General features: G+C 53.1%; 16 protein-coding genes. 9 read left to right on the top strand and 7 right to left on the bottom strand.

Going from position 1 to position 20,140, the window contains the following annotated elements; all coding sequences use genetic code 11:
• Window positions 1-24 precede the first annotated feature (24 nt).
• Both NSP04_RS12140 and NSP04_RS12145 read left to right on the top strand, forming a co-directional pair.
• Window positions 25-582, top strand: coding sequence for a YceI family protein (locus NSP04_RS12140; protein ID WP_257512614.1), 558 nt, complete (start codon window positions 25-27; stop codon window positions 580-582).
• A 44-nt stretch (window positions 583-626) separates the two neighbouring features.
• Window positions 627-1,220: a YceI family protein gene (locus NSP04_RS12145; RefSeq protein ID WP_371825022.1), complete on the top strand. Its 594-nt coding sequence runs from the start codon at window positions 627-629 to the stop codon at window positions 1,218-1,220.
• Window positions 1,221-1,293: 73 nt separating this feature from the next.
• On the opposite strand, the gene NSP04_RS12150 is transcribed toward NSP04_RS12145, so the two are convergent.
• Complete coding sequence (locus NSP04_RS12150; protein ID WP_306815361.1) at window positions 1,294-2,292, bottom strand: TerC family protein; 999 nt, start codon at window positions 2,290-2,292, stop codon at window positions 1,294-1,296.
• A gap of 137 nt (window positions 2,293-2,429) precedes the next feature.
• Here NSP04_RS12150 and NSP04_RS12155 point away from each other — a divergent pair, with 137 nt between their 5' ends.
• Window positions 2,430-3,314 (top strand): LysR family transcriptional regulator, encoded by an 885-nt coding sequence (locus NSP04_RS12155; RefSeq protein WP_257512616.1) that lies wholly within the window; start codon window positions 2,430-2,432, stop codon window positions 3,312-3,314.
• On the opposite strand, the gene NSP04_RS12160 is transcribed toward NSP04_RS12155, so the two are convergent.
• From NSP04_RS12160 to NSP04_RS12175, 4 genes are all read right to left on the bottom strand, one after another.
• Entirely contained in the window at window positions 3,311-3,907 is a 597-nt protein-coding gene (locus tag NSP04_RS12160; RefSeq protein WP_257512617.1) for a CBS domain-containing protein, read from the bottom strand. The two genes, NSP04_RS12155 and NSP04_RS12160, sit on opposite strands and share 4 nt — an antisense overlap.
• 87 nt (window positions 3,908-3,994) lie before the next feature.
• A complete protein-coding gene (locus tag NSP04_RS12165; RefSeq protein WP_257512618.1) occupies window positions 3,995-4,720 on the bottom strand; it encodes an esterase/lipase family protein in 726 nt (241 codons plus the stop codon).
• 99 nt (window positions 4,721-4,819) lie between these two features.
• Window positions 4,820-7,009: a cyclic nucleotide-binding domain-containing protein gene (locus NSP04_RS12170; protein ID WP_257512619.1), complete on the bottom strand. Its 2,190-nt coding sequence runs from the start codon at window positions 7,007-7,009 to the stop codon at window positions 4,820-4,822.
• A 52-nt stretch (window positions 7,010-7,061) separates the two neighbouring features.
• The gene (locus NSP04_RS12175; protein WP_257512620.1) at window positions 7,062-8,573 is read right to left on the bottom strand and encodes a CoA-acylating methylmalonate-semialdehyde dehydrogenase; all 1,512 of its coding nucleotides are present in this window, start codon (window positions 8,571-8,573) and stop codon (window positions 7,062-7,064) included.
• Window positions 8,574-8,779: 206 nt separating this feature from the next.
• Here NSP04_RS12175 and NSP04_RS12180 point away from each other — a divergent pair, with 206 nt between their 5' ends.
• The 4 genes from NSP04_RS12180 (at window position 8,780) to NSP04_RS12195 (ending at window position 17,348) form a co-directional block, all read left to right on the top strand.
• A complete protein-coding gene (locus NSP04_RS12180) occupies window positions 8,780-11,464 on the top strand; it encodes a penicillin acylase family protein (RefSeq protein ID WP_257512621.1) in 2,685 nt (894 codons plus the stop codon).
• Window positions 11,465-11,598: 134 nt separating this feature from the next.
• Window positions 11,599-12,612: an ABC transporter substrate-binding protein gene (locus NSP04_RS12185; RefSeq protein ID WP_257512622.1), complete on the top strand. Its 1,014-nt coding sequence runs from the start codon at window positions 11,599-11,601 to the stop codon at window positions 12,610-12,612.
• Entirely contained in the window at window positions 12,609-15,335 is a 2,727-nt protein-coding gene (locus NSP04_RS12190) for a hybrid sensor histidine kinase/response regulator (protein WP_257512623.1), read from the top strand. The genes NSP04_RS12185 and NSP04_RS12190 overlap by 4 nt, the downstream gene beginning before the upstream one ends.
• Before the next feature lie 18 nt (window positions 15,336-15,353).
• Window positions 15,354-17,348 carry an ATP-binding protein gene (locus NSP04_RS12195; protein ID WP_257512624.1) on the top strand — a complete coding sequence of 665 codons (1,995 nt, stop codon included), beginning with the start codon at window positions 15,354-15,356 and terminating at the stop codon, window positions 17,346-17,348.
• 19 nt (window positions 17,349-17,367) lie between these two features.
• Here NSP04_RS12195 and NSP04_RS12200 read toward each other — a convergent pair whose 3' ends face one another.
• The gene (locus NSP04_RS12200) at window positions 17,368-17,724 is read right to left on the bottom strand and encodes a hypothetical protein (protein ID WP_257512625.1); all 357 of its coding nucleotides are present in this window, start codon (window positions 17,722-17,724) and stop codon (window positions 17,368-17,370) included.
• A 23-nt stretch (window positions 17,725-17,747) separates the two neighbouring features.
• Entirely contained in the window at window positions 17,748-18,218 is a 471-nt protein-coding gene (locus NSP04_RS12205; RefSeq protein ID WP_257512626.1) for an acyl-CoA thioesterase, read from the bottom strand.
• Window positions 18,219-18,317: 99 nt separating this feature from the next.
• On the opposite strand from NSP04_RS12205, the gene NSP04_RS12210 reads away from it, so the two are divergent.
• Both NSP04_RS12210 and NSP04_RS12215 read left to right on the top strand, forming a co-directional pair.
• Entirely contained in the window at window positions 18,318-19,112 is a 795-nt protein-coding gene (locus NSP04_RS12210; RefSeq protein WP_257512627.1) for a YdcF family protein, read from the top strand.
• On the top strand, window positions 19,109-20,128 hold the full coding sequence (locus NSP04_RS12215) for an amino acid ABC transporter substrate-binding protein (protein ID WP_257512628.1): 1,020 nt from the start codon (window positions 19,109-19,111) through the stop codon (window positions 20,126-20,128). The genes NSP04_RS12210 and NSP04_RS12215 overlap by 4 nt, the downstream gene beginning before the upstream one ends.
• The last annotated feature ends 12 nt before the right edge of the window (window positions 20,129-20,140 follow it).

A 20,140-nucleotide genomic window follows, 5' to 3' on the forward strand; every position in this document is an offset into this window, starting at 1 on the left:
GAAACCATACAAGCAGGACGCAGCATGATTCACCGATTCACCGCCACAGCAACAGCGTTGGCATTTGCAACGCTGGCTGTTCCCGCAGTTGCCGCACCCATCGACCCGGCGCAAAGCGAAGTGAAGGCCACGTTCAAGCAGTTCAACGTGCCTGTGAGTGGCAACTTCACGAAATTCACCGGCGACGTGCAGTTCGATGCGGCCAAGCCAGCCAACACCAAAGCCACTTTGAATGTGGACACAGCCAGTTACGATTTGGGCGACCCCGATTACAACAAGGAAGTGGCGGGCAAAGACTGGTTTGATTCCAAGAACCACCCCAAGGCCGTGTTTGTAATCACCGGCGTAACGGGCAGCGGCAATAATTTGCAAGCCACCGGCGATTTGACCATTCGCGGCATTAAAAAACCTTTGAAATTTCCAGTCAGCATTCAAACCGCAGGCGGCAAACACACCTTCACGGGCAAAACGCAGATCAAGCGACTGGACTACAAAGTGGGCGCTGATGGCGATTGGGGCGACACCAGCCTGGTGGCCGACGAAGTGGTGATCGATTTTAAACTGGTGATGCCGGCCAAATAAGGCAGCAGCACTTTTGAATACACAGCAATAAAAAGGAGTTAAGGATGTACAAGCACGTATCGAAATCAGTATTGGGCGCTGCGATGGCACTGGGCATGATGGGCGCAGCCCATGCGGCGGTAGACACCTATGTGATCGACCCCACGCACACATTCCCCTCGTTCGAGGCAGACCACATGGGCGGGTTGTCCCTGTGGCGCGGCCAGTTTGAAAAGACCAAGGGCATGGTGACCCTGGACCGTGCCAACAAAACCGGCACTGTGGACATTGAAATTGATGCAGCCAGCCTTGATTTCGGTTTCGAGAAAATGAATGAACATGCCAAAAACTCCGATATGTTCGATGTGGAAGTCCATCCCACCATCACTTACAAAGCCACCAAAATGCGCTTCGAGGGCGACAAGCCTGTGGAAGTGCTGGGTGACCTGACCTTGAAGGGCATTACCAAGCCCGTGCCTTTGAAAATCAATACCTTCAAATGCATCATGCACCCCATGAAAAAAGCCGAAGTGTGTGGCGCCGACGCAGTGGCGGAATTCAAGCGCACTGATTTCGACTTGGGCTATGCAGTGGACAAAGGTTTTTTCCCTGAAGTGAAAGTGCTGATTACCATTGAAGCGGTGAAGCAGCCCAAGTAATCAGGATGTAAATGCGTGTTGAATAAAAAACGGCCAGTGAGTAAATCACTGGCCGTTTTCATTTCAACCGGTCTTATTTGTTTTCAGTTGCATGTTCCAGTTTTGTAACCTCGGTTTTACCGCGAGTTTTCCAAAGCGAGAACAGCACACCACCGGTAATCAAGCCCAAAGTAACGCTGAGGGAGAACGCTGGCGGGAATTTGCCGATGAAGTTCACCAGGAAAATTTTGCTGCCGATGAACACCAACACCATGGCCAATGCATACTTCAGGTAGTGGAAGCGGTGAATCATCGCGGCCAGTGCAAAGTACAAAGCACGCAGACCCAAAATGGCGAAGATGTTGCTGGTGTACACAATGAACGGGTCGGTGGTGATCGCAAAAATTGCGGGCACCGAATCAACGGCAAACACCAGGTCCACGAATTCAATCAACACCAGCGCCAGCAACAGGGGTGTGGCAAAAGTCACTACCTTGCCGGTTTTGGGGTCAGTTTCTTTCACGGTGAATGCATTGCCGCGCAGGCCGTCGGTAACCCGCATGCGTTTGCGCAGAAACTTCAGGATCGGGTTGTTTTCAATGTCGGGTTCGCTGTCGGCCATGAACCACATTTTGATACCTGTGATCACCAGGAAGGCACCGAACAGGTAAAGCACCCAGCTGAATTCTTTCACCAGTGCTGCGCCCAGGCCAATCATGATGGCGCGCAGTACGATGACACCCAAGATGCCCCAGAACAGGACGCGGTGCTGATACTGACGGGGAATGGCAAAGAAGGAGAAGATCATGGCGATGACAAACACGTTGTCCATCGACAGCGATTTCTCGATCGCAAAGCCGGTGAAGTAGTTCATGCCGCTTTCCGAGCCTAGGTACCACCAAACCCACGCACCAAAAATACACGCGGCTGTGATGTAGCCGCCAGACAGAAGCAGGCTTTCCTTGACCCCAATTTCATGGTCGTCCTTGTGCAGCACGCCGAGGTCGAAGGCGAGCAACGCGACCACAATACCGACAAACAACAGCCAAATCCATGCGGCTGTGCCCAGAAAGTCGGCATGCATGAATTCCATTAAAACGTCCACTTTATTACTCCATCAGGGTTGAATTGAACACGGCGCCATGGTGCCCTGCTTGAAGATTCGGAAAAATATGTATTTAATGAAGCATTACTGCGGTTTTTACGAAGTTGGGAGAGGGGAGCAATGTCATGAGCATGAATTACCGCCACCTGCATTACTTCTGGATGGTGGCCAAAGAAGGTGGTTTTGCCCGTGCAGCCGAGCGCATGGACATGGCCATTCAAACGATTAGTGCGCAGGTGCGTGAGCTTGAAAAAGACCTGGGCCACCAGCTTTTGAAACCTGCTGGGCGTGGCGTTGAATTGACCGATGCGGGCCAGGTGGCCTTTGCCAAAGCAGAGGAAATTTTTCAGATCGGCCAAAGCTTGCCGGAACTGGTGCGGGCAGTGGCCAGCAAACCTGTGAAGCGTTTCAAGGTGGGTTTGTGCGATGGCATTTCCAAACTGGCCGTGCATGCCTTGTTAAAGCCCGTGTTAAACACCACAGATTTGCATTTGACCTGCCACGAAGGCGAACCCGAGCAATTGCTGGCTGAGTTGGCCTTGCATCATCTGGATTTCGTTTTTGCAGGCCAGCCGCCACCTGCCAACCCCAATTTGCGCATGCAAAGCCGGGTGTTGATTACTTCGGAAGTGGATTGGTACGGTTCTTCCCGCTGGGTGAAGAAAAACCAGGTGGACAATTTTCCGCAATGCCTTGCCGAGTTGCCTGTGTTGTTGCCCACTGGCCATTCCAGGCTGCGTGTGGACATGAATCACTGGTTCGCGCAACAGGGCATTGCGCCGCATGTGGTTGGCGAATTTGAAGACAGCGCCTTGATGTCGGTGTTTGCAGCCCGCGGGTTTGGGGTGTTTCCAGTCAGCAGGCTGGGGGTTTACGACACAGGCACGCTAAGCGGCCTGCGCCTGTTGGGGCAGTGCAGCGATTTGCACGAGGAAATTCACGGCGTGTGGAACGTGAAAAGCATCGACCACCCGCTGGTGGTCGAAATGTTGAGCAGCCTCGAACGCTAAGCCGAAGCCACTGCCGCTTCAATTTCCGCGAAGGTGCTTGCCTTTACGGGGTCCATCACCGGTATGCCCATTTGCCGTGCAATTTGCGTGGATGAAAACAGACCCACCACGCGCAGGTTGCCAGTGCGGTTGTCCACCACCAGCGCATGTTGCCGGTTGTGCGCACGCAGGGTGGCAATGATGTGGCCCACTTCTGCGCGTGAAACCGCGCCGAACTCCAGAAACTCCAGGTCGGGCAGCTTCACCATGACATCATTCACAGTAAGTTCCGGCACATTGCGATTACTGGAAGATGCTTCCTTGATTGCGCGTTCGCCAGCCAGGTCGTTCGCGGTCAGCAAGCCTTGCAAATTGCCCTGGCTGTTGCGCACGAACAGCAGCTTCACGCCGCACACAATCATGGTGGTGCGAGCCTGGTCCAGGGTTTCTGAACTTGAAATGCTTACAGGGTGCACTCGACGCAGGTCGGTCATCGCGTCGAAAGCAGGTGAGTCGGGTGTAAGTTTTAAAGGGCGGCTAGGGTCGCTAACCGTGATGGTGTCAGTGGCAGCTGCGCTGATGTGGTCGAGTGCTTGGTAGTGTTGTCGAATCATGTTGGCCCCCGGTTTATACACAATTCAGTCTACGCCGCTGGTGAAAACTTTCAAGTCAGTGAAAGCCCGGGGCACACAACGCCCTGTCTATTTCAGCGGCGTACCCAATGAATAGGGCAGCAGGTTCATCACTTCCTTGCTAACACCCATGGCCAGGTGGGGGGTATCGATTTCAATGTGTTCCACATTGGGGCTGAAGCGGTCGATGCAAGCCTGCCAGCTCACAATCGAATCTTTCTTGCAGTACAGGGCCACGATGGGGCAAACAATGGGGTGCTCAAACCGTTTCAGGGTGCTGTTCTCGATCGATTCAACATCCAGCCCGCGCATGTCGTAAAACGTTTTCACGGCGGTGTATTTGGGCCCGCCAATCACTGGGCTGCCAATGGTCACAATGCGGCTAACGTTCTGCTGCACTTCGCGTGCAGCTTCGCGGGCCAGATAACCGCCCAGGCTCCAGCCCAGTAGTTTGATCGGGGCTTGGGCTTTGTCGGCATGTTCTTTGATGTCGGCAATGACCTGGGGAAGCAATTTGCCCACTTCACCGTGGTTGAACCCGGCCGACCAATGCACCGCTTTGTAACCCAGTGAATCCAGGTAGCGCTTGATGAATGTCATGCTGCTGGAGTTGGCACCAAAGCCAGGCAGCAGCAACACGGTTTGGCCTTGGCCCACATTTTTGCGGGTCAGAAAACGCCAGCCTACCGCCAGCTTGGCGGCTTCAAACGGGGTTTTGGCTTCGCCCAGCAACAAGCTTAGCTTGGGTTTGCCAATTGAATTGCCATAGCGTTTTTGAAATTCTGCTTTGTTCATGGGGTGTTACAAGGTTGTGCACACCCGAGAAAATACGGCATCGCGGGGCTGCACACAAAGAGGAATTCCTCTAGTGGCTGCTTGCTCGGTGCTTCGGGCTTACTGCATCATGGCAAGGCTTTGATTGGCCAACCGAATGCGCAGGGCCAACTCACGGGCCAAGTTGTTCAACATGACGCGCCCCAGTTCAGCATGCTCGTGCCGAAGTTCTTCAAAATGGCGGGCAGGCAAAAACAGCAGGCTGCATTCGGAATCGGCGCGCACTGTGGCAGAACGTGGCTTGTTGTCGATCAAGGCCATTTCACCCACTAGGCTGCCGGGGCAAAAACGCATCAGCCGTTCGCTTGTGTTGCCCGTGTGTTGCCAGGCACTTAGCTGGCCTTGCAACAACACATACAAGCCGCAGGGGTCATCACCTTCACGAAACAATTCCTGACCTGCGGCCACTTGGGTGCATTCCCAAAAGCGCGTGAATTGCCGGGTTTGTTCCGGGTTCATGTCATCGCACAGGTGGCTTTGAACCAGTGCTTGTTCGGTGTTGGCAGGTGCTATGTTGTGAACGGCGGTGCCCAGTAACTGGTTTTCAATCCACCAGAATGCTTCATCAATGTGGGCTTGAACCGGCACATTGAATTTTTCCAAGACTTTGCGCAGCAGGTCGGCCCCGCCTTGATTGGGGTTGCTTGTATTTGGCATCACCGCCACCACAGCAAGGGAAGTGGGTGCGTTGTTGATCAATCGTTCAATGCAGTCGCAGGCAGTGTCGTCGATGTAGCCCAGGTGCGAAAAATCGAGAATGATTGACTGCGCTTTCGTCAGTTCATCCTGCAACACAATGGCGATCGACGGCGCATTGCCAAAAAACAGATTGCCTTCAAAACGCACCCAGGCCAAATGTTCAAATGCGGTTTGCAAGTGTTGGCGTTGTGCGCGCGGCCGCATGCTGCGCGACCTGGCGGCAGGCGCATATTCAATGCTGCGCAGCCCGCTGCTGGATTGTTGTTGCAAAAAGTAAGCGGCCACGAACAACACGCCGACCAATGTGCCAATTAACAGGTTGCTTAGCCCTGTTACCGCGATCATTGACAGCACCACCCACACCGTGAAACGGTCGGTGGGCAACATTTTTTTTCGTTGCCTGGGTCGAAAGAACTGCCGAACCAGCCGCACCGTGCTGGGCTGTATCAACAGGAGGGAAGTGACAGCCACTGCGGTGGCCAGAATGTGCAGTGGCAAGTGCTCCAATACAGGCCAGGTAAGCAGCAGCAATGCGCTTAGGCTCAGCATGTACCAAGCTTCACTGCGGCGGTTTTTCGAGCCCACCGACAAACCTGTGTTGCTTCTTGAAAAGTAGTTGGATGTGGGCAAGGCCAGAAAAAGCCCGCACAACATGTTGGCGCAAGCCAGCACATTCAGTTCGCGGCGGGTGTTGTGGCGTGTGCCCAAAGTTTGGTCCACTTGCAGTAGCGACTGCATGCTTTCCAGTACCACCATAAGGGCCAACACGGCAGAGCCCGCCACCAGTTGCAGCAGCAGTTCAGGCCTGTCCAGAAAAAGGGCTGGCAACTGTTGTGCTGCACCGGAAACCTGCTGAGCGGTGGTATTTAAAAACGGGTGTACAGGCCACGCAGCGACAGTTTGAACGGGCAAATCGCCCGGCCATGCCCACAAAAGCACCAAGTGCAATCCAAAGCCAGCAGCCAGGCCATACATCAGCCCCAGCGGGTTGGGTCGAATGGCCCGAAAGTACAGCAATACCCCGACCGTGATTGCAGACACGCCCAGCGCCACCAGTGAAAAGGGCCCTGGTTCGCTGAATGCCTCCAGAAAACCGGTGAAAACCGCAAAACCCACAATGGCAGGCAGCAATTTGTAGGCGGAAAAAACGCCCAGCGTGGTGTTCATGCCGATGAGTACCGGGGCGGGTAAAAACTGCATCAGCTTGCCCACACCTTGCCGCTGTGCAAGGGCTATGAACAAGCCTGCCAGCGAAACTTCGAGTGCCAGCAGCAACATCAGTTCAGTGTGATTGTCGGTGATCTGCAAAAACCCCAACAGCGAGCCTGCAACAATTAGCGCGGTGGAAGAACGTGGCCCACCGAACTGCACCGGCGCTTTTCCGCCCAAAGCGCCCACTGCGCTACCCAGCAGTGCACTGGCCAAACCGGCGTATATGCCATAGGCCAGACCGGCTTGACCCAGGGGGGCGAAGGCCAGCATGCCATACACAATTGCTTGAGCGTAACCACCGAATGCGACCAGTGCGCCCGCTTTGAGTTCGGTGTTCAAGAGGAGTTCGCGTAGCCTTAGTTGAATTGAAACTGAGTCTACGCGAATTGGTTTACTTCGAGGTGGGCATCACGAATTCTGCGCCTTTCTCGATGCTGTCTGGCCAGCGCTGCATGATTGATTTCTGGCGGGTGTAGAAGCGAACACCTTCTTCGCCGTAGGCATGCATGTCGCCAAACAGGCTGGCCTTCCAGCCACCAAAGCCGTGCCACGCCATGGGCACGGGAATCGGCACGTTAATACCCACCATGCCCACTTGCACCTGGCGCCCAAATTCACGGGCCACATTGCCGTCACGGGTGTAGCAGCTTACGCCATTGCCGTACTGATGGCTGTTGATCAGGTTCAGGCCTTCGGTGAAATTCGCCACGCGCACGCAACCCAGTACTGGGCCAAAAATTTCTTCCAGGTAAATGCGCATGGTGGGCTTTACATTGTCGAACAAGGTGCCACCGGTGTAAAAACCGTTTTCGAAACCCGCGGGCTTTTGGCCGCGACCATCCACCACCAAGGTTGCGCCTTCGTCCACGCCAATTTGCACATAGTCTTCGATCCGCTTCAAGGCTTCGGCGGTGACGATCGGGCCCATTTCAGCGGACAAGTCCATGCCGTCGGTCACCTTCAGTGTTTTCAGTCGTTCGACCAGTTTGGGGATCAGTTTGTCGCCCACATCGCCCACCAGCACAGCCACGGAAATCGCCATGCAGCGTTCGCCGGCGCTGCCGTAGGCGGCGCCGATCAGTGCGTCGGTGACCTGGTCCAAATCGGCGTCGGGCATTACAAGCAGGTGATTTTTCGCACCGCCCAGCGCTTGCACGCGCTTGCCGTTGCGGGCACCGGTTTCGTAAATGAATTTGGCAATTGGGGTGGAACCCACGAAGCTAAGCGCCGCCACGTCGGGATGATTCAACAGCGTTTCCACGGCCAGTTTGTCGCCGTGCAGCACGTTGAACACGCCATCGGGCAGGCCCGCTTCTTTTAGAAGGCGTGCCATGAAGTTGGCTGCGCTGGGGTCGCGTTCACTGGGCTTCAATACAAAAGTGTTGCCACAGGCAATCGCCACAGGGAACATCCAGCACGGCACCATGCACGGAAAGTTAAAAGGCGTAATGCCTGCTACCACGCCCACGGGTTGGCGCAGGGTCCAGTTGTCGATATTCGTTGAAACCTGCTCGGTGTAATCGCCTTTCAACAACTGTGGAATGCCGCAGGCAAATTCAACAATGTCGATACCCCGGCTTACCTCGCCCTGTGCGTCGGTGAACACTTTGCCGTGCTCGGCCGTGATGATGGCGGCCAGTTCGTCGCGGTGCTGGTTCATCAGCGCTAAAAATTTGTTCATGATGCGCACACGTTGCAGCGGTGGCTTGTTGGCCCAGGCGGGCAGCGCGGCTTTGGCAGCTTCCACGGATTTGTTCACGGTGGCCACGTCGGCCAGTTCAACCTTGCGGGCCACAGCGCCAAGCGACGGGTTGAACACATCGGCGGTTTTCGCGCCAGGCTGGCTGTATGTGCTGCCATTGATGAAGTGGGCAACGGTTTGATCGTTGTTGTAGGGTTGCATGGTGTGAAAGCCTGTTCGTTTGCTTCAGAAGGTACACATTGTGGCGCAAGGCGTACACAGGTTGAATCGGTGCTTACACCAAGCTTTTGAATTTTTCACTACTGCCCGCACTTTACCCTTGCCTTGTCGGTAAATCACTGATTTGTAATCCGATTGTAAAAATTGGCGGTATTAAAAGAACAAGAAATAAAGTTGAGGAGACAGCGGTGATCACAGGCTTGAACAACAAGGCCGCGTTGCGGCGTGGAACGATGTTGGCAACGGCGGGCGCGGCAGTGCTGCTGTTGGCGGGCTGCCTGGGCGGTAGCGACAACATGGCGGGCACTGACGGGCGCACCAATCCCAACGAAACGGATTTTCAGTACGACGTCAGCATTACCCGAACCACCTACGGCGTGCCGCATATTCGCGCCAAAGATTACGGCAGTTTAGGCTATGGTCAGGGCTATGCTTTCGCGCAAGACAACCTGTGCGTTTTCCTTGAAGACCTGTTGACCATCCGTGGTGAACGCTCACGCTTTTTTGGCCCAGATGGCACTTACACCATTGAGCCCAATGGTTCAACGGCCAACAATGTGGCCAGCGATTTTTTCTGGAAAAGCCTGTTCGCATTTGAAGAAGAGGGTGCAGATGGCACAAGCCGCAATGCCTGGCAGCGCACCCGCGACAAAACAATTCCTGATTTCCAAAACGTGGTGACCGGCTATGCCGATGGCGTGAACCGCTACATTGCTGAATTGAAAGCGGGCGAGCATGAATATGAGCAGGCCGATGGCAGCAAAGTGCCAGCGCACGCTGCATGTGTTGATGCAGAATGGCTGGCCCCAATTACCACCGATGACATGTACCGCCGCTTTGTGCGCTTGGCAGTGTTGGCAAGCAGCTCGGTGTTTGTGACTGAAATAGGCAACGCACAGCCACCAGGCCTGTTGCCTGCGTTGCCCGGTGTTCCGGCTTTGCCCACAGCGCAAGCCGATGAAGAATCAACCGGCTTGAGCACCGCGCAAAAAGTTGCTTTGCTACAAGGCAACCCCAACCCCTTCACGGCCATGCAGAACAAAGACCGCTTTGGCAGCAATATGTACGCCTTTGGTAAAGAGGCAACGGCCAACGGCGAGTCGCTGGTGTACGGCAACCCGCACTTTCCGTGGAAGGGCACTGAGCGCCTGTACCCCAGCCACAATATTCTGGAACTGGATGGCGAAAAGGCGATGGACATCATGGGGGTTGGGCTGTACGGCGTGCCCGCAGTGTTGATTGGTTTTAATGAGAATGTGGCCTGGAGCCACACGGTTTCAACCGCCTTCCGCTTTACCTTGTACCAGCTGCAGATTAACCCGGCAAACCCCACTCAATATTTGTACGAAGGTGAATTGCGCGACATGATTGCGCTGCCCACTGAAATTGAAGTTAAGCAGGCCGATGGCAGCATTAACACCCTGCAACGCACCATGTACCGTAGCCACTTTGGCCCTATGCTGGTATTGGAAGTCAGCGGCATGCCCGTGTTGGGCTGGAACCAGTTAATGGCCTTCAGCCTGCGCGATGCGAACGTGGAAAACGACAGGCTGATCAATCAGTTTGCGAAGTGGAACATGGCCCAGTCGCTTGAAGAATTCATTGGTTTGCATGGCAGTGAACTGGGTGTGCCGTGGGTTAATACCGTGGCCAGTGGTCCAGGCAAGCCCGCTTACTATGGCGATGTAACTGTGGTGCCGCATGTGACCAATGCCAAGGTGTCAAGCTGTTCAGCCCAGCCTTTCAGCACGGTGGTTGGGCAGCTTCAGCCAGGCCTTCCGGTGCTGGACGGTTCGCGCGCAGCCTGTGAATGGGGCAGCGACCCCGATGCACCTGCACCCGGTATTTTTGGGGCTGGCAATCTGCCCAAGCTTCAGCGCGACGATTATGTAACCAACTGCAATGACAGCCACTGGTTAAGCAACCCTGCCGAACCCTTGGAGGGCTTTGCGCGAATTATTGGTGATGAAAAAGCCGAGCGTACTTTGCGTACTCGCCTGTGCACCCTTCAGGCCGAGCGCAGACTGGCCGGCACCGATGGTTTGCCTGGCAACAAATTCACGCAAGACAATCTGAAAGACATTGCGCTGAACAGTGAAATTTATTCCGCCACCCTGGCCAAACAAGCGGTGGTCGACACCATTTGTCAATTGCCCGTGTTGTTGAGCACAGGCCTAATGCCGGTTCAAACTGCGGAAGGTTGCTCAACATTGGCCGCTTGGGATGGAAAGGCCAATCTGGACAGCAAAGGCGCACACCTGTGGCGTGAGTTCTGGAGCCGCGCCATTGCCAATCCCGGCGGCTTGCCGGTGGGTGTGCCCCAGTTGCATTTGCCGCTGAACAACCCTTTGCCCATTTCATTGCCCACCAATTTCTGGGCCAACGGGTTTAGTGCCGCCAACCCTGTGAACACCCCCAACAACCTGAATGTGCTCAATCCTTTCACACTGACTGCGCTGGCCGATGCAATTCTGGCGGTTCAAGCGGCTGGTTTTGCACTGGACGCACCCCTTGGTGACATTCAAAAGTCGGGCGTGCAGGCCAGTGCCACGCCCATATTCGGTGGCACCAGCCCTGAAGGCGCGTTCACAATTGTGAGCACAGAACCGGATCGCCTGAATTCGGAAGGATACAAGGTTACTTACGGAAACAGCTACATTCAAGCTGTGACTTGGGATGAAAATGGCAATCCACAGGCGGATGCGATGTTGACGTATTCCTTGTCTACCGACCCGGCCAATCCGCATTTTGACGACTACACCAAGGCATATTCGCAGAAAAACTGGCATCGCCTACCCTACACGGATGAGCAGATCGAGGCAGCAAAGCTGGGTGAAACCAAGGTATTAAGGGTGCCAAGGGCGTCAAACTGAGCCTTAATTCAATGTTAAATTGACAATAACTGTAAAGTAACAAATTAAGGGGGTTAATCCCCCTTTTTTCATCGATCAAACCGACTAAAAACCCCGCATCTTGTTTGAATCCAAACCTACACCTGGCTCATTCAATGTTTAATTTATTGCCCGGAACCATCGGCGACTCCCGTTGGTTCAAAAGTGGTGTCGCTGCCCTGCTTTTTGTGGCGGTCGCCTTTTGCCAAACTGCATGGGCCGACAACCCACGCATTGCAGTGTCGAAGTCGCCGTTGTCCTTGCCCTTCTTTGTTGCGAAAGAAAAAAACCTGTTCGCAAAACACGGGGTTGAACCCCAGCTGATTGAATGCATTGGTGGTAACCGCTGCGTGCAGGAACTGGTCGACGGCAAAGTGGACATGGCCACTTCATCTGAACTGCCATTCATGTTTACAGTGCATGCGGGCAAGCCGATAACCTTGATCACCACTTTCGTAAACAACAAAGACGACATGAAGTTCCTTGTGCGCAAAAGTGCGGCACCGGAAGGGATCAAATCCCTGGCAGGAAAGCGCGTGGGCTATGTGTCCAAATCGGCGTCGCATTATTTCATGGATGTATTTTTGCTTTACCACGGTCTTGATCCCCGAACTGTTGTTCCCGTGGCCTTGCGGGCCGATGAGTTGGCTGGAGCATTGGCCAAGGGTGAAGTCGATGCCATTTCAGTTTGGGAGCCCTGGGGGCAGGTGGCCCTTGAAATGGGTGGGTCAAAAGTAGAGGTGGTTTCTTCGCCAAGGCTTTACAACCAAACCTTTAACTTGTTGGTGGGCAATGAATACAGGCTTGCTGAATCAAAACGTATTTCCGCGGTGTTGATGGCGCTTGAAGACGCCATTCAATTGATCAAGAAAAATCCTGACGAGGCCATGCGCACCATGGCACGAGTGACGGGCGTAAGCATGGCAATTGTCAAAGCAGCCTGGCCCACTTACCGTTTCGAACTTTCGCTCCAGCAATCCTTGCTGACCACCATACAAGGTCAGGCACGCTGGGCCAAGCGTGAAGGTCATGTTGCTGCCACGAATACGGATCCTGAATTTCTGGATTTTATTGATTCCAGTTTGTTGAGAAAACTTAACCCTTCCGCTGTAGATTTTGTGTATCGATGAAAACGTCGCTTCGATTAAAACAAGGAGTGATGATTGCCTTGGCGGTGTTGGTCGTTCTGGTTGTGCTGGGCATTGGTTCTGTATTGTTGATCAATGATCAGCGCCAGGGTGCACTTGAACAGAGTGAAGCAGCCCGCCAGGTGTCGCGGCTTTCAACCCGAATGTTGGTGCTGACACACACTGTGTCGATGCACAGCAGTGAAAGCAATCTGCGCCAATGGTGGGGGGTGCATCAATCAATCAACAGCCAGCTTGAGCAACTTCAGTTCTCGGATGAACAAACGGACTTGCCGGCAAGGCTGGACGAAAGGCTAAGTGACCTGGCAGTTCTGTTTAGCGGCTATTCGCACATGGTTGCATCTCAACAGGCCTCGTTGGATCAAAGGCGAAGCGATGTGCTGGTCGACCGCTTGATTTCCGAGGCCGAGCAAGTTGCCGAAATCAGTTACAAGATTGCTGATTCAGCCATAGCAAAGCAAGAACAGTTAACCATCCAACGCAAGACAATTGTTTCAACTTTTGCTGTGTTGTTCGCAGTCAATTCCATTTTTTTATTGATCTTGATTCGATTCCGAGTAGTCAAACCACTTGAGCGAATTGAAAGCGTGGCCAACGAAATGAGGCATGGAAACCTGGCCGCGCGTTGTGGCTTGCCTGAAGGTGATGAGTTGGGTGATGTGGCCGCTGCGCTGGACAATTTGGCGATTGAGTTAAATGATCGCCTGGAAGACTTGACCGCAACCACACACCTTTTGGAGGTGGCTGGCCGCATGTGCGGTGTGGGCGCCTGGACATTGAATTGTGCCAACCAGGAGTTGCGATGGTCCAAACAGGTTTTTGATATTGTCGAGGCTGATTTTTCAACCCAGCCCACCTTGTTGGATGCCATTGCCATGTACCCCGGTGACTACGCACTGAAGTTGTCCAACGCGTTGAGGCAAGCCACAGAAAACGGAAACAATGTTGATCTTGAGTTGCAACTTTGCACTTACAAAGGCAAGTTGATCTGGGTGCATGTTTTCGGCGAGGTGATTTTTCAGGGCGAAGGAAAACACCGCGAACCTCGAATTATTCTGGGCGCTTTTCAAGACATCACTGAGCGCAAACGCGTTGAAGAGGAGAATCGACAGGCCAAAGAAGTTGCAGAGTCTGCAAGCAAGGCCAAAGGCGAGTTTCTTTCCAATATCAGCCACGAGATCAGAACGCCATTGAATGCAGTGGTGGGGCTTGCTTACATTCTGAAGCAAAGCAAACTGGATTCGTCGCAGCTGGATTTTGTCGAAAAGCTTGAGAACGCAGGGCGTGGATTGATTGAGCTGGTCAGCGGTGTTCTGGATGTGTCGAAAATCGAAGCCGGCGCCATGGAACTGGAAAAACGTCCGTTCTCAGCCCGGGGTCTGCTTGATTCCCTGGCTGATTTAATGACCAGTGCCGTGGCCGACAAGCCCATCGAGTTTGTGGTGTCGGTGGAACCCAATGTGCCCGACAAACTGATCGGCGACGAGACCAAATTGCGGCAAGTGTTGGTCAACCTGGCTGGCAACGCCATCAAATTCACCGAGAATGGTTATGTGAAAGTCGGCGTTACTCTGGATCAGTTGGACACCAATCATTGCGTGCTTCGTTTCGTGATTCAAGACACGGGTTTGGGCATGGACCCAGCGGCCATGAAACGTCTGTTTCAGTCGTTTTCGCAGGCTGATTCGTCTATTTCCCGTCGGTTTGGTGGTTCTGGTGTCGGTCTGGCGCTCAGCCAAAAGCTTGTGGAATTAATGGGCAGCACTATTTCAGCGGTAAGTGCACCCGCGCAAGGCAGCTTGTTTGCTTTCTCGCTGGTGTTAACGCTCGATCAACAAGCCTCTCAAACACCGCCGCGTTGTGAATTGCCTTTTGATGTGGTGGTGGTGGATGAATTTCGGCATCAGCTTGAAAGCCTTAGCCACATGACAGAATGGTGCGGTATTCAATCCAAGGTAATCAGCGATGCGCAACAGGCCTTAAACATTCCTGCCAGTGAACGCCCGCATTTGTACATTGTGAACAACCACTTGCACAACACCACCGGGCTTGAAGTGGCGCAGAAAATCAAAAAGCTTCATGGCTCAGCGGGCGCGAAAGTGATTTTGATGGCCAGGCCCAAAGAAGTGGAGCACATACACGAATCACTGGGCAAAGGTCACTTTGATGCAGTGTTAATGAAGCCAGTTTCTTTTTCGGCTCTGAAAAACACACTCGAAGATCTTGCCACCAATTCCGACAGCAATACGCATTTTAATGAGCGCCACTTGCACCAAAATGATTTGGTGTTTTTGTCAGGACTTACCGTGCTTGCTGTCGATGATCAAAAACTGAACTTGCTTATCTTAAGAAAAATTCTTGAAACCCACGGCGCACGCGTCATTCTGGCTGAAACAGGCCAGGCGGCAATTGCCGTGTTGTCGCAGCCGGACCGGTCCGATGTGAATGTGTGTTTGATGGACGTGCAAATGCCCGACATGGATGGCCTTGAAACCTGTGAATACATTCGCCACAACTTGGGCATGAAAGACCTGCCAATTTTGGCGTTGACCGCAGGTGTCATGTCTGCAGACCATCAAGCGGCACTTGATGCCGGCATGAACGAAGTCCTGACCAAACCGCTTCTGATTGACAAGGTTCTGGACTCACTACGGCGTTGGGGTTCTAATATGAACGTTGGGTCGATTAACCAAAATGTTTCCTGAAGGTGTAGCACTTCGTCCATGAACAACATCAATGAATACTTGCCCCACGGATTTTGTATAGCCTGGAATCCCCAATTGCTGGCGATGCATGTGATCTCCGACATCCTGATTGCGCTGGCCTATTTTTCGATTCCAATTGGCATTGTTTATGTGGCCAGGAAAAGAGCCGAAGCGGTTTTTCAGCCCATCTATTATTTGTTCGCCGGTTTTATTCTGGCCTGTGGTGTTACACATGTTATGGGCATTTTGACCTTGTGGATACCGCTGTATTACGCCCAAGGAATTGCCAAGATTGCCACGGCAGCGGTGTCTGTGGCCACTGCCTTGTATTTGCTGCCTAAATTGAAATACATCATGGCGCTGCCCAACCTCGAAAAACTCAGCCAGATGAACAAGGACTTGAGCGTTGAAATTGAATCGAGAAAGCGCAGCGAAGCGTCCTTGATTGAATCGCAAGCGCTGGCCGTGCAAGCGCAAAAAATACAGTCCGTATTTTTGGCCAACATGAGCCATGAAATTCGAACACCGATGAACGGTGTGATGGGTGCCATCGATTTGTTGCTGGACACCAAACTGGACGAAGCCCAACAACGTTTGGCCATGGCCTCGAGAAAAAGCGCCAAGTCTTTGCTGATTTTGCTCAATGACATCCTGGATCTTTCCAAAGTGGAAAGTGGCAAGATGACTCTGCGTGAAGAAGATGTGCAACTGGTTTCCATTTTTGAAGAAGTGGCTTCTGCCCTGTCGTTCGAAGCTGAGCAAAAAAGGCTTGAGCTGGTGTGCCCTGCAAACAACTTGGTTTTGACCGATTACCGCGCCGATTCAGTTAGATTGCGACAAATTTTGCTGAACCTTGTGGGCAACGCAATCAAGTTCACAGAATCTGGATACGTGTTGGTAAGCTGTCGTGAAATTGGCCGCAGCGACAAAGAATCGGTGTTGGAATTCAGAATAAAAGATTCCGGGATTGGCATTCCGCCTGCCGAAAAAAGTAACTTGTTCAAACGGTTCAAGCAACTGGATAATTCCAGCACGCGCCGCGCCCAAGGCAGTGGTTTGGGCTTGGCCATCGTGAAAGAACTGGTCGATTTGATGGGCGGAAGCATTCGTGTTTCAAGCGATCTGGGCAAGGGTACAGAATTTGTATTTACCCTGAATTTGAAATTCGCTTCAGTGCAAATGCCATGCGCATGGCACCAGGCGCAATCCGGTTTCGAAGGCACTGTGTATTTGGCGATTGATGGCAAACACACCGCCACTTACTTGGCTGAGTTGTTCACGCGGTGGGGCTTTAAAAATCGCATACTCGATTCATCGACGGTGTGCGATTTGTCTGCCAGTCTGTTCAAGCCGGGCGATGTGCTTTTGGTCAGCTCACGCTTAATGCATGAACTACCTTCCTGGGGTCAAAGCATTGAACAGTTGGTTGCGCAGGCTGGTGTCAAGATTGGTTTGTTGGTCACGGAATCTGAGCAAACCCAATCGGGTTCAATGCCATGGAATAAGGCAGACCGCGTCATTATGACGCCGCTGGTACAGGCCGATGTACGCAAGGCATTGGATGCCTTGACCAGTAAAGTGGAAAGTTCTCCCGGTTTGACGGCCCAAGCGCTTAGCGAGGACCGCCCAAAGTACCGCGGCCGCGTGCTGGTGGTTGAAGATTCCACAATGAACCAGATGGTCATTTGCAAGGTGTTGGAGTCCATGAGCCTTGAAGTTGTGGTGGCCAACAATGGGCAGGAGTGCATTGATTTGCTGCGGGTTGAAAAATTCGATGTGGTGTTGATGGACGGGCAAATGCCGGTGATGGATGGCTACGAAGCCACTCGAATTATTCGAAGCGGCGCTTTCGAAGGCATCAATTCCGACATACCGGTGATTGCATTGACCGCACATGCCATGAGCGGCGAGGATCAGCGTTGCTACGACGCGGGCATGAATGATTACTTGACCAAGCCCTTAAGTCGCGAAAAGTTGAATGCAGTGCTGGCCAAATACCTGGCAATAGAATAGGTGCTGGTTATTGCGCAGTCTATTTTTCAGCTAGGTTTGTTAACAGCTCTTCCACGTGCAGTACGGTGTTTAGCATTTCTTGAAAGGCTTCTTTGCATTTTGCTTGATTGGCCAATTGGGCAAATGTTTCCAGGCTTTTCGCCGCAGCCATGAAGTTCAACAAACCCAGGTTGGCGCCAATGCCCTTGTGGTGGTGCGCCTTGCTGCGCAGCCAAGGGTAATCTTCGTTTTCAAGGTGAGCAATAAACTCAGCCTGTTCGCCTTTAAAGTCATCGACCAACATCCCCAGCAATTCCACCAACAGTGCTTTGTCGTCGCACACGCGATCCAGGGTGGATTCAAGTTCAACTTCAGAAGCAAGACTACTTAAATCCATGGAAGTACCGCGGCAAAAATTGGTTACAGAGCATTCATTTTATGCTCATATTCTATCCGGAACGCCTTGCGCATTTCAGCTTTTGTGGCGCGTCTTTTCTCTTCGGGCGTGGTCGGTACAAACGGGGGTACTTTGCCGGGTGTACCGTCTTCATTCATGGCCACCATTGTGAAAAAGCAACTGTTGGTGTGGCTGACCACGCCCTTGTGGATGTCTTCAGAAACCACTTTGATGCCCACTTCCATCGAGGTATTGCCTGTGTGGTTGACGCTTGCCAGAAAGGTCACCAGTTCGCCCACACGGATGGGCTGGCGAAATAGCACCCTGTCTACTGACAAGGTAACCACATACATACCTGCATAGCGGCTTGCACAGGCGTAGGCCACTTGATCCAGTAATTTTAAAATATGCCCGCCGTGCACCTTGCCGCTGAAGTTGGCCATGTCGGGGGTCATCAGCACGGTCATGCTGAGTTCGTGGTTTGGAAAGGGCATGATTTCAAGTCAGGAGTGAACAAGTAAAACAGTGTAGCGCGCAAGTACAGGGGGTGACACGTCTACAATGTTCCCTTGAATTCAATTGCGGAGGGTGCCGTGGCGGCAGAACTTACCAAATATGCAATCTGGTTGTTAAGCCCTTTGGGTTTGTGGCTTGCCCTGTGCGCATTGGCTGGTTTGGGCTTGTTTGGCGGGCGCAAGTGGCGCAAACGTGTGTTGGTGCTGGCGCATGTTCAGTTGGTGGTATTTAGCTTGCCTTGGGTAAGTGATGCCATGCTGGGCGGCTTGGAAAATGAAGCCACCGCGCTGGAAATTAGCCGACCCTTGCCTGCCAAAGTGGATGCAATCGTGGTGCTGGGCGGGGGCCTGGAGGGGCGTTATGAAGGACTCAGAACTTTACCGGATTTGAATGACGCGGGTGATCGGGTGTGGCAAGGCGCGCGTCTTTACAAGCAAGGGGTGGCCGAACGTGTGGTGTTAAGCGGTGGGCAGTTCTCTGCCGACCCAAGGCGCGAAGCCGAGGCCCATGGCATGAGAATTTTCATGACCGACATGGGTGTACCCGACAGCGCAATGGTGATTGAGAGCAGCTCGAGAACCACGTTCGAGAACGCCTTGCGCACCCGTGAAATGTTGGGTACTGATGCACGCACCATTGCATTGGTAACTTCAGCATTTCACATGGGTCGCTCGGTGTTGTGGTTTGAAAAAGCAGGCTTCACGGTGTACCCGGTGCGCACCGACATTCGGGTGTTGTATGAACAGCGCCCCGTCTGGGAATGGCTGCCAAAACCGCAGGCACTTGAAGAAAGCACCACAGCCATCAAGGAGTATTTGGGCCGTTTGCAATTGAAAGTAAGTGGTGCCTATGCCGCAGGTGGCGCACCATGAAATGGCTGAATTTCATGGTTGCAGCCTTTCTGGGTTTCAGCATGATTGGCACTGCACATGCAGGCCCGGTGCTTGATGCAATTCACAAACGCGACGCTGTGCGCTGTGGCGTTAGCAGCGGGGTGGCCGGATTTTCTGCATTGGGTGCAGATGGTCTATGGCGCGGTCTTGATGTTTCGGTGTGCCGTGCGGTGGCCGCCGCCGTTTTGGGCAATGCACAGAAAGTGGAATTCACGCCCTTAAGTTCACAACAACGTTTTGCCGCGTTGCAGGCGGGGCAAATCGACATCCTTTCGCGCAACACCACCTGGACCCTTAGCCGCGATGCCGGCTTGAATGTGCATTTCACCGCAATCACTTATTTCGATGGTCAAGGCATTTTAATGCCCACGCATTTCGGTGTAAAAAGCGCCAAAGAATTGAACGGTGCGGAAATTTGCGTGCAGTCAGGCACCACCAATGAAAAAAATTTAAGCACCTACTTGGGTATGCAAGGAATCAAGGCCAAAGCCATCGTGTACGACAATTTCGAGGCGGCTTACAAAGCTTTTTTCAGTGGCCGGTGCCAGGCGTTTTCCACCGATGTGTCGGCGTTGATTGGTTTGAAAAGCAGCCAAAGCGGCAAGCCCGATGCTTACACCGTGTTGCCTGAAGTGTTTTCCAAAGAACCCCTTGGCCCAGCCGTGTTGCGCGGCGACGATGAATTTTTCGCCATTGTGAAGTGGGTGGTATTCGCCATGATCGAAGCTGAAGAACTCGGTGTGGGGCAAGCCAATATTGAACAAGCTTTGCACAGCAAAAACCCGGCCGTACAGCGGTTTCTTGGCGGAGCTGAAAACCTGGGAAAACCACTGGGTTTGCCGCAGGACTGGGTGGTGAAAATAATTCAACAAGTGGGCAATTACGGCGAGGTGTTCGATGCAAATTTGGGCAAGCAATCGCCCTTGAAGCTGGAACGCGGGCTGAATGCCCTGTGGACCCAAGGCGGGCTGATGTACGCCCCGCCTTTGCGCTAAGGCTGGCACCGC

This window comes from Limnobacter parvus, assembly GCF_024623725.1.
GTDB lineage: Bacteria > Pseudomonadota > Gammaproteobacteria > Burkholderiales > Burkholderiaceae_B > Limnobacter > Limnobacter parvus.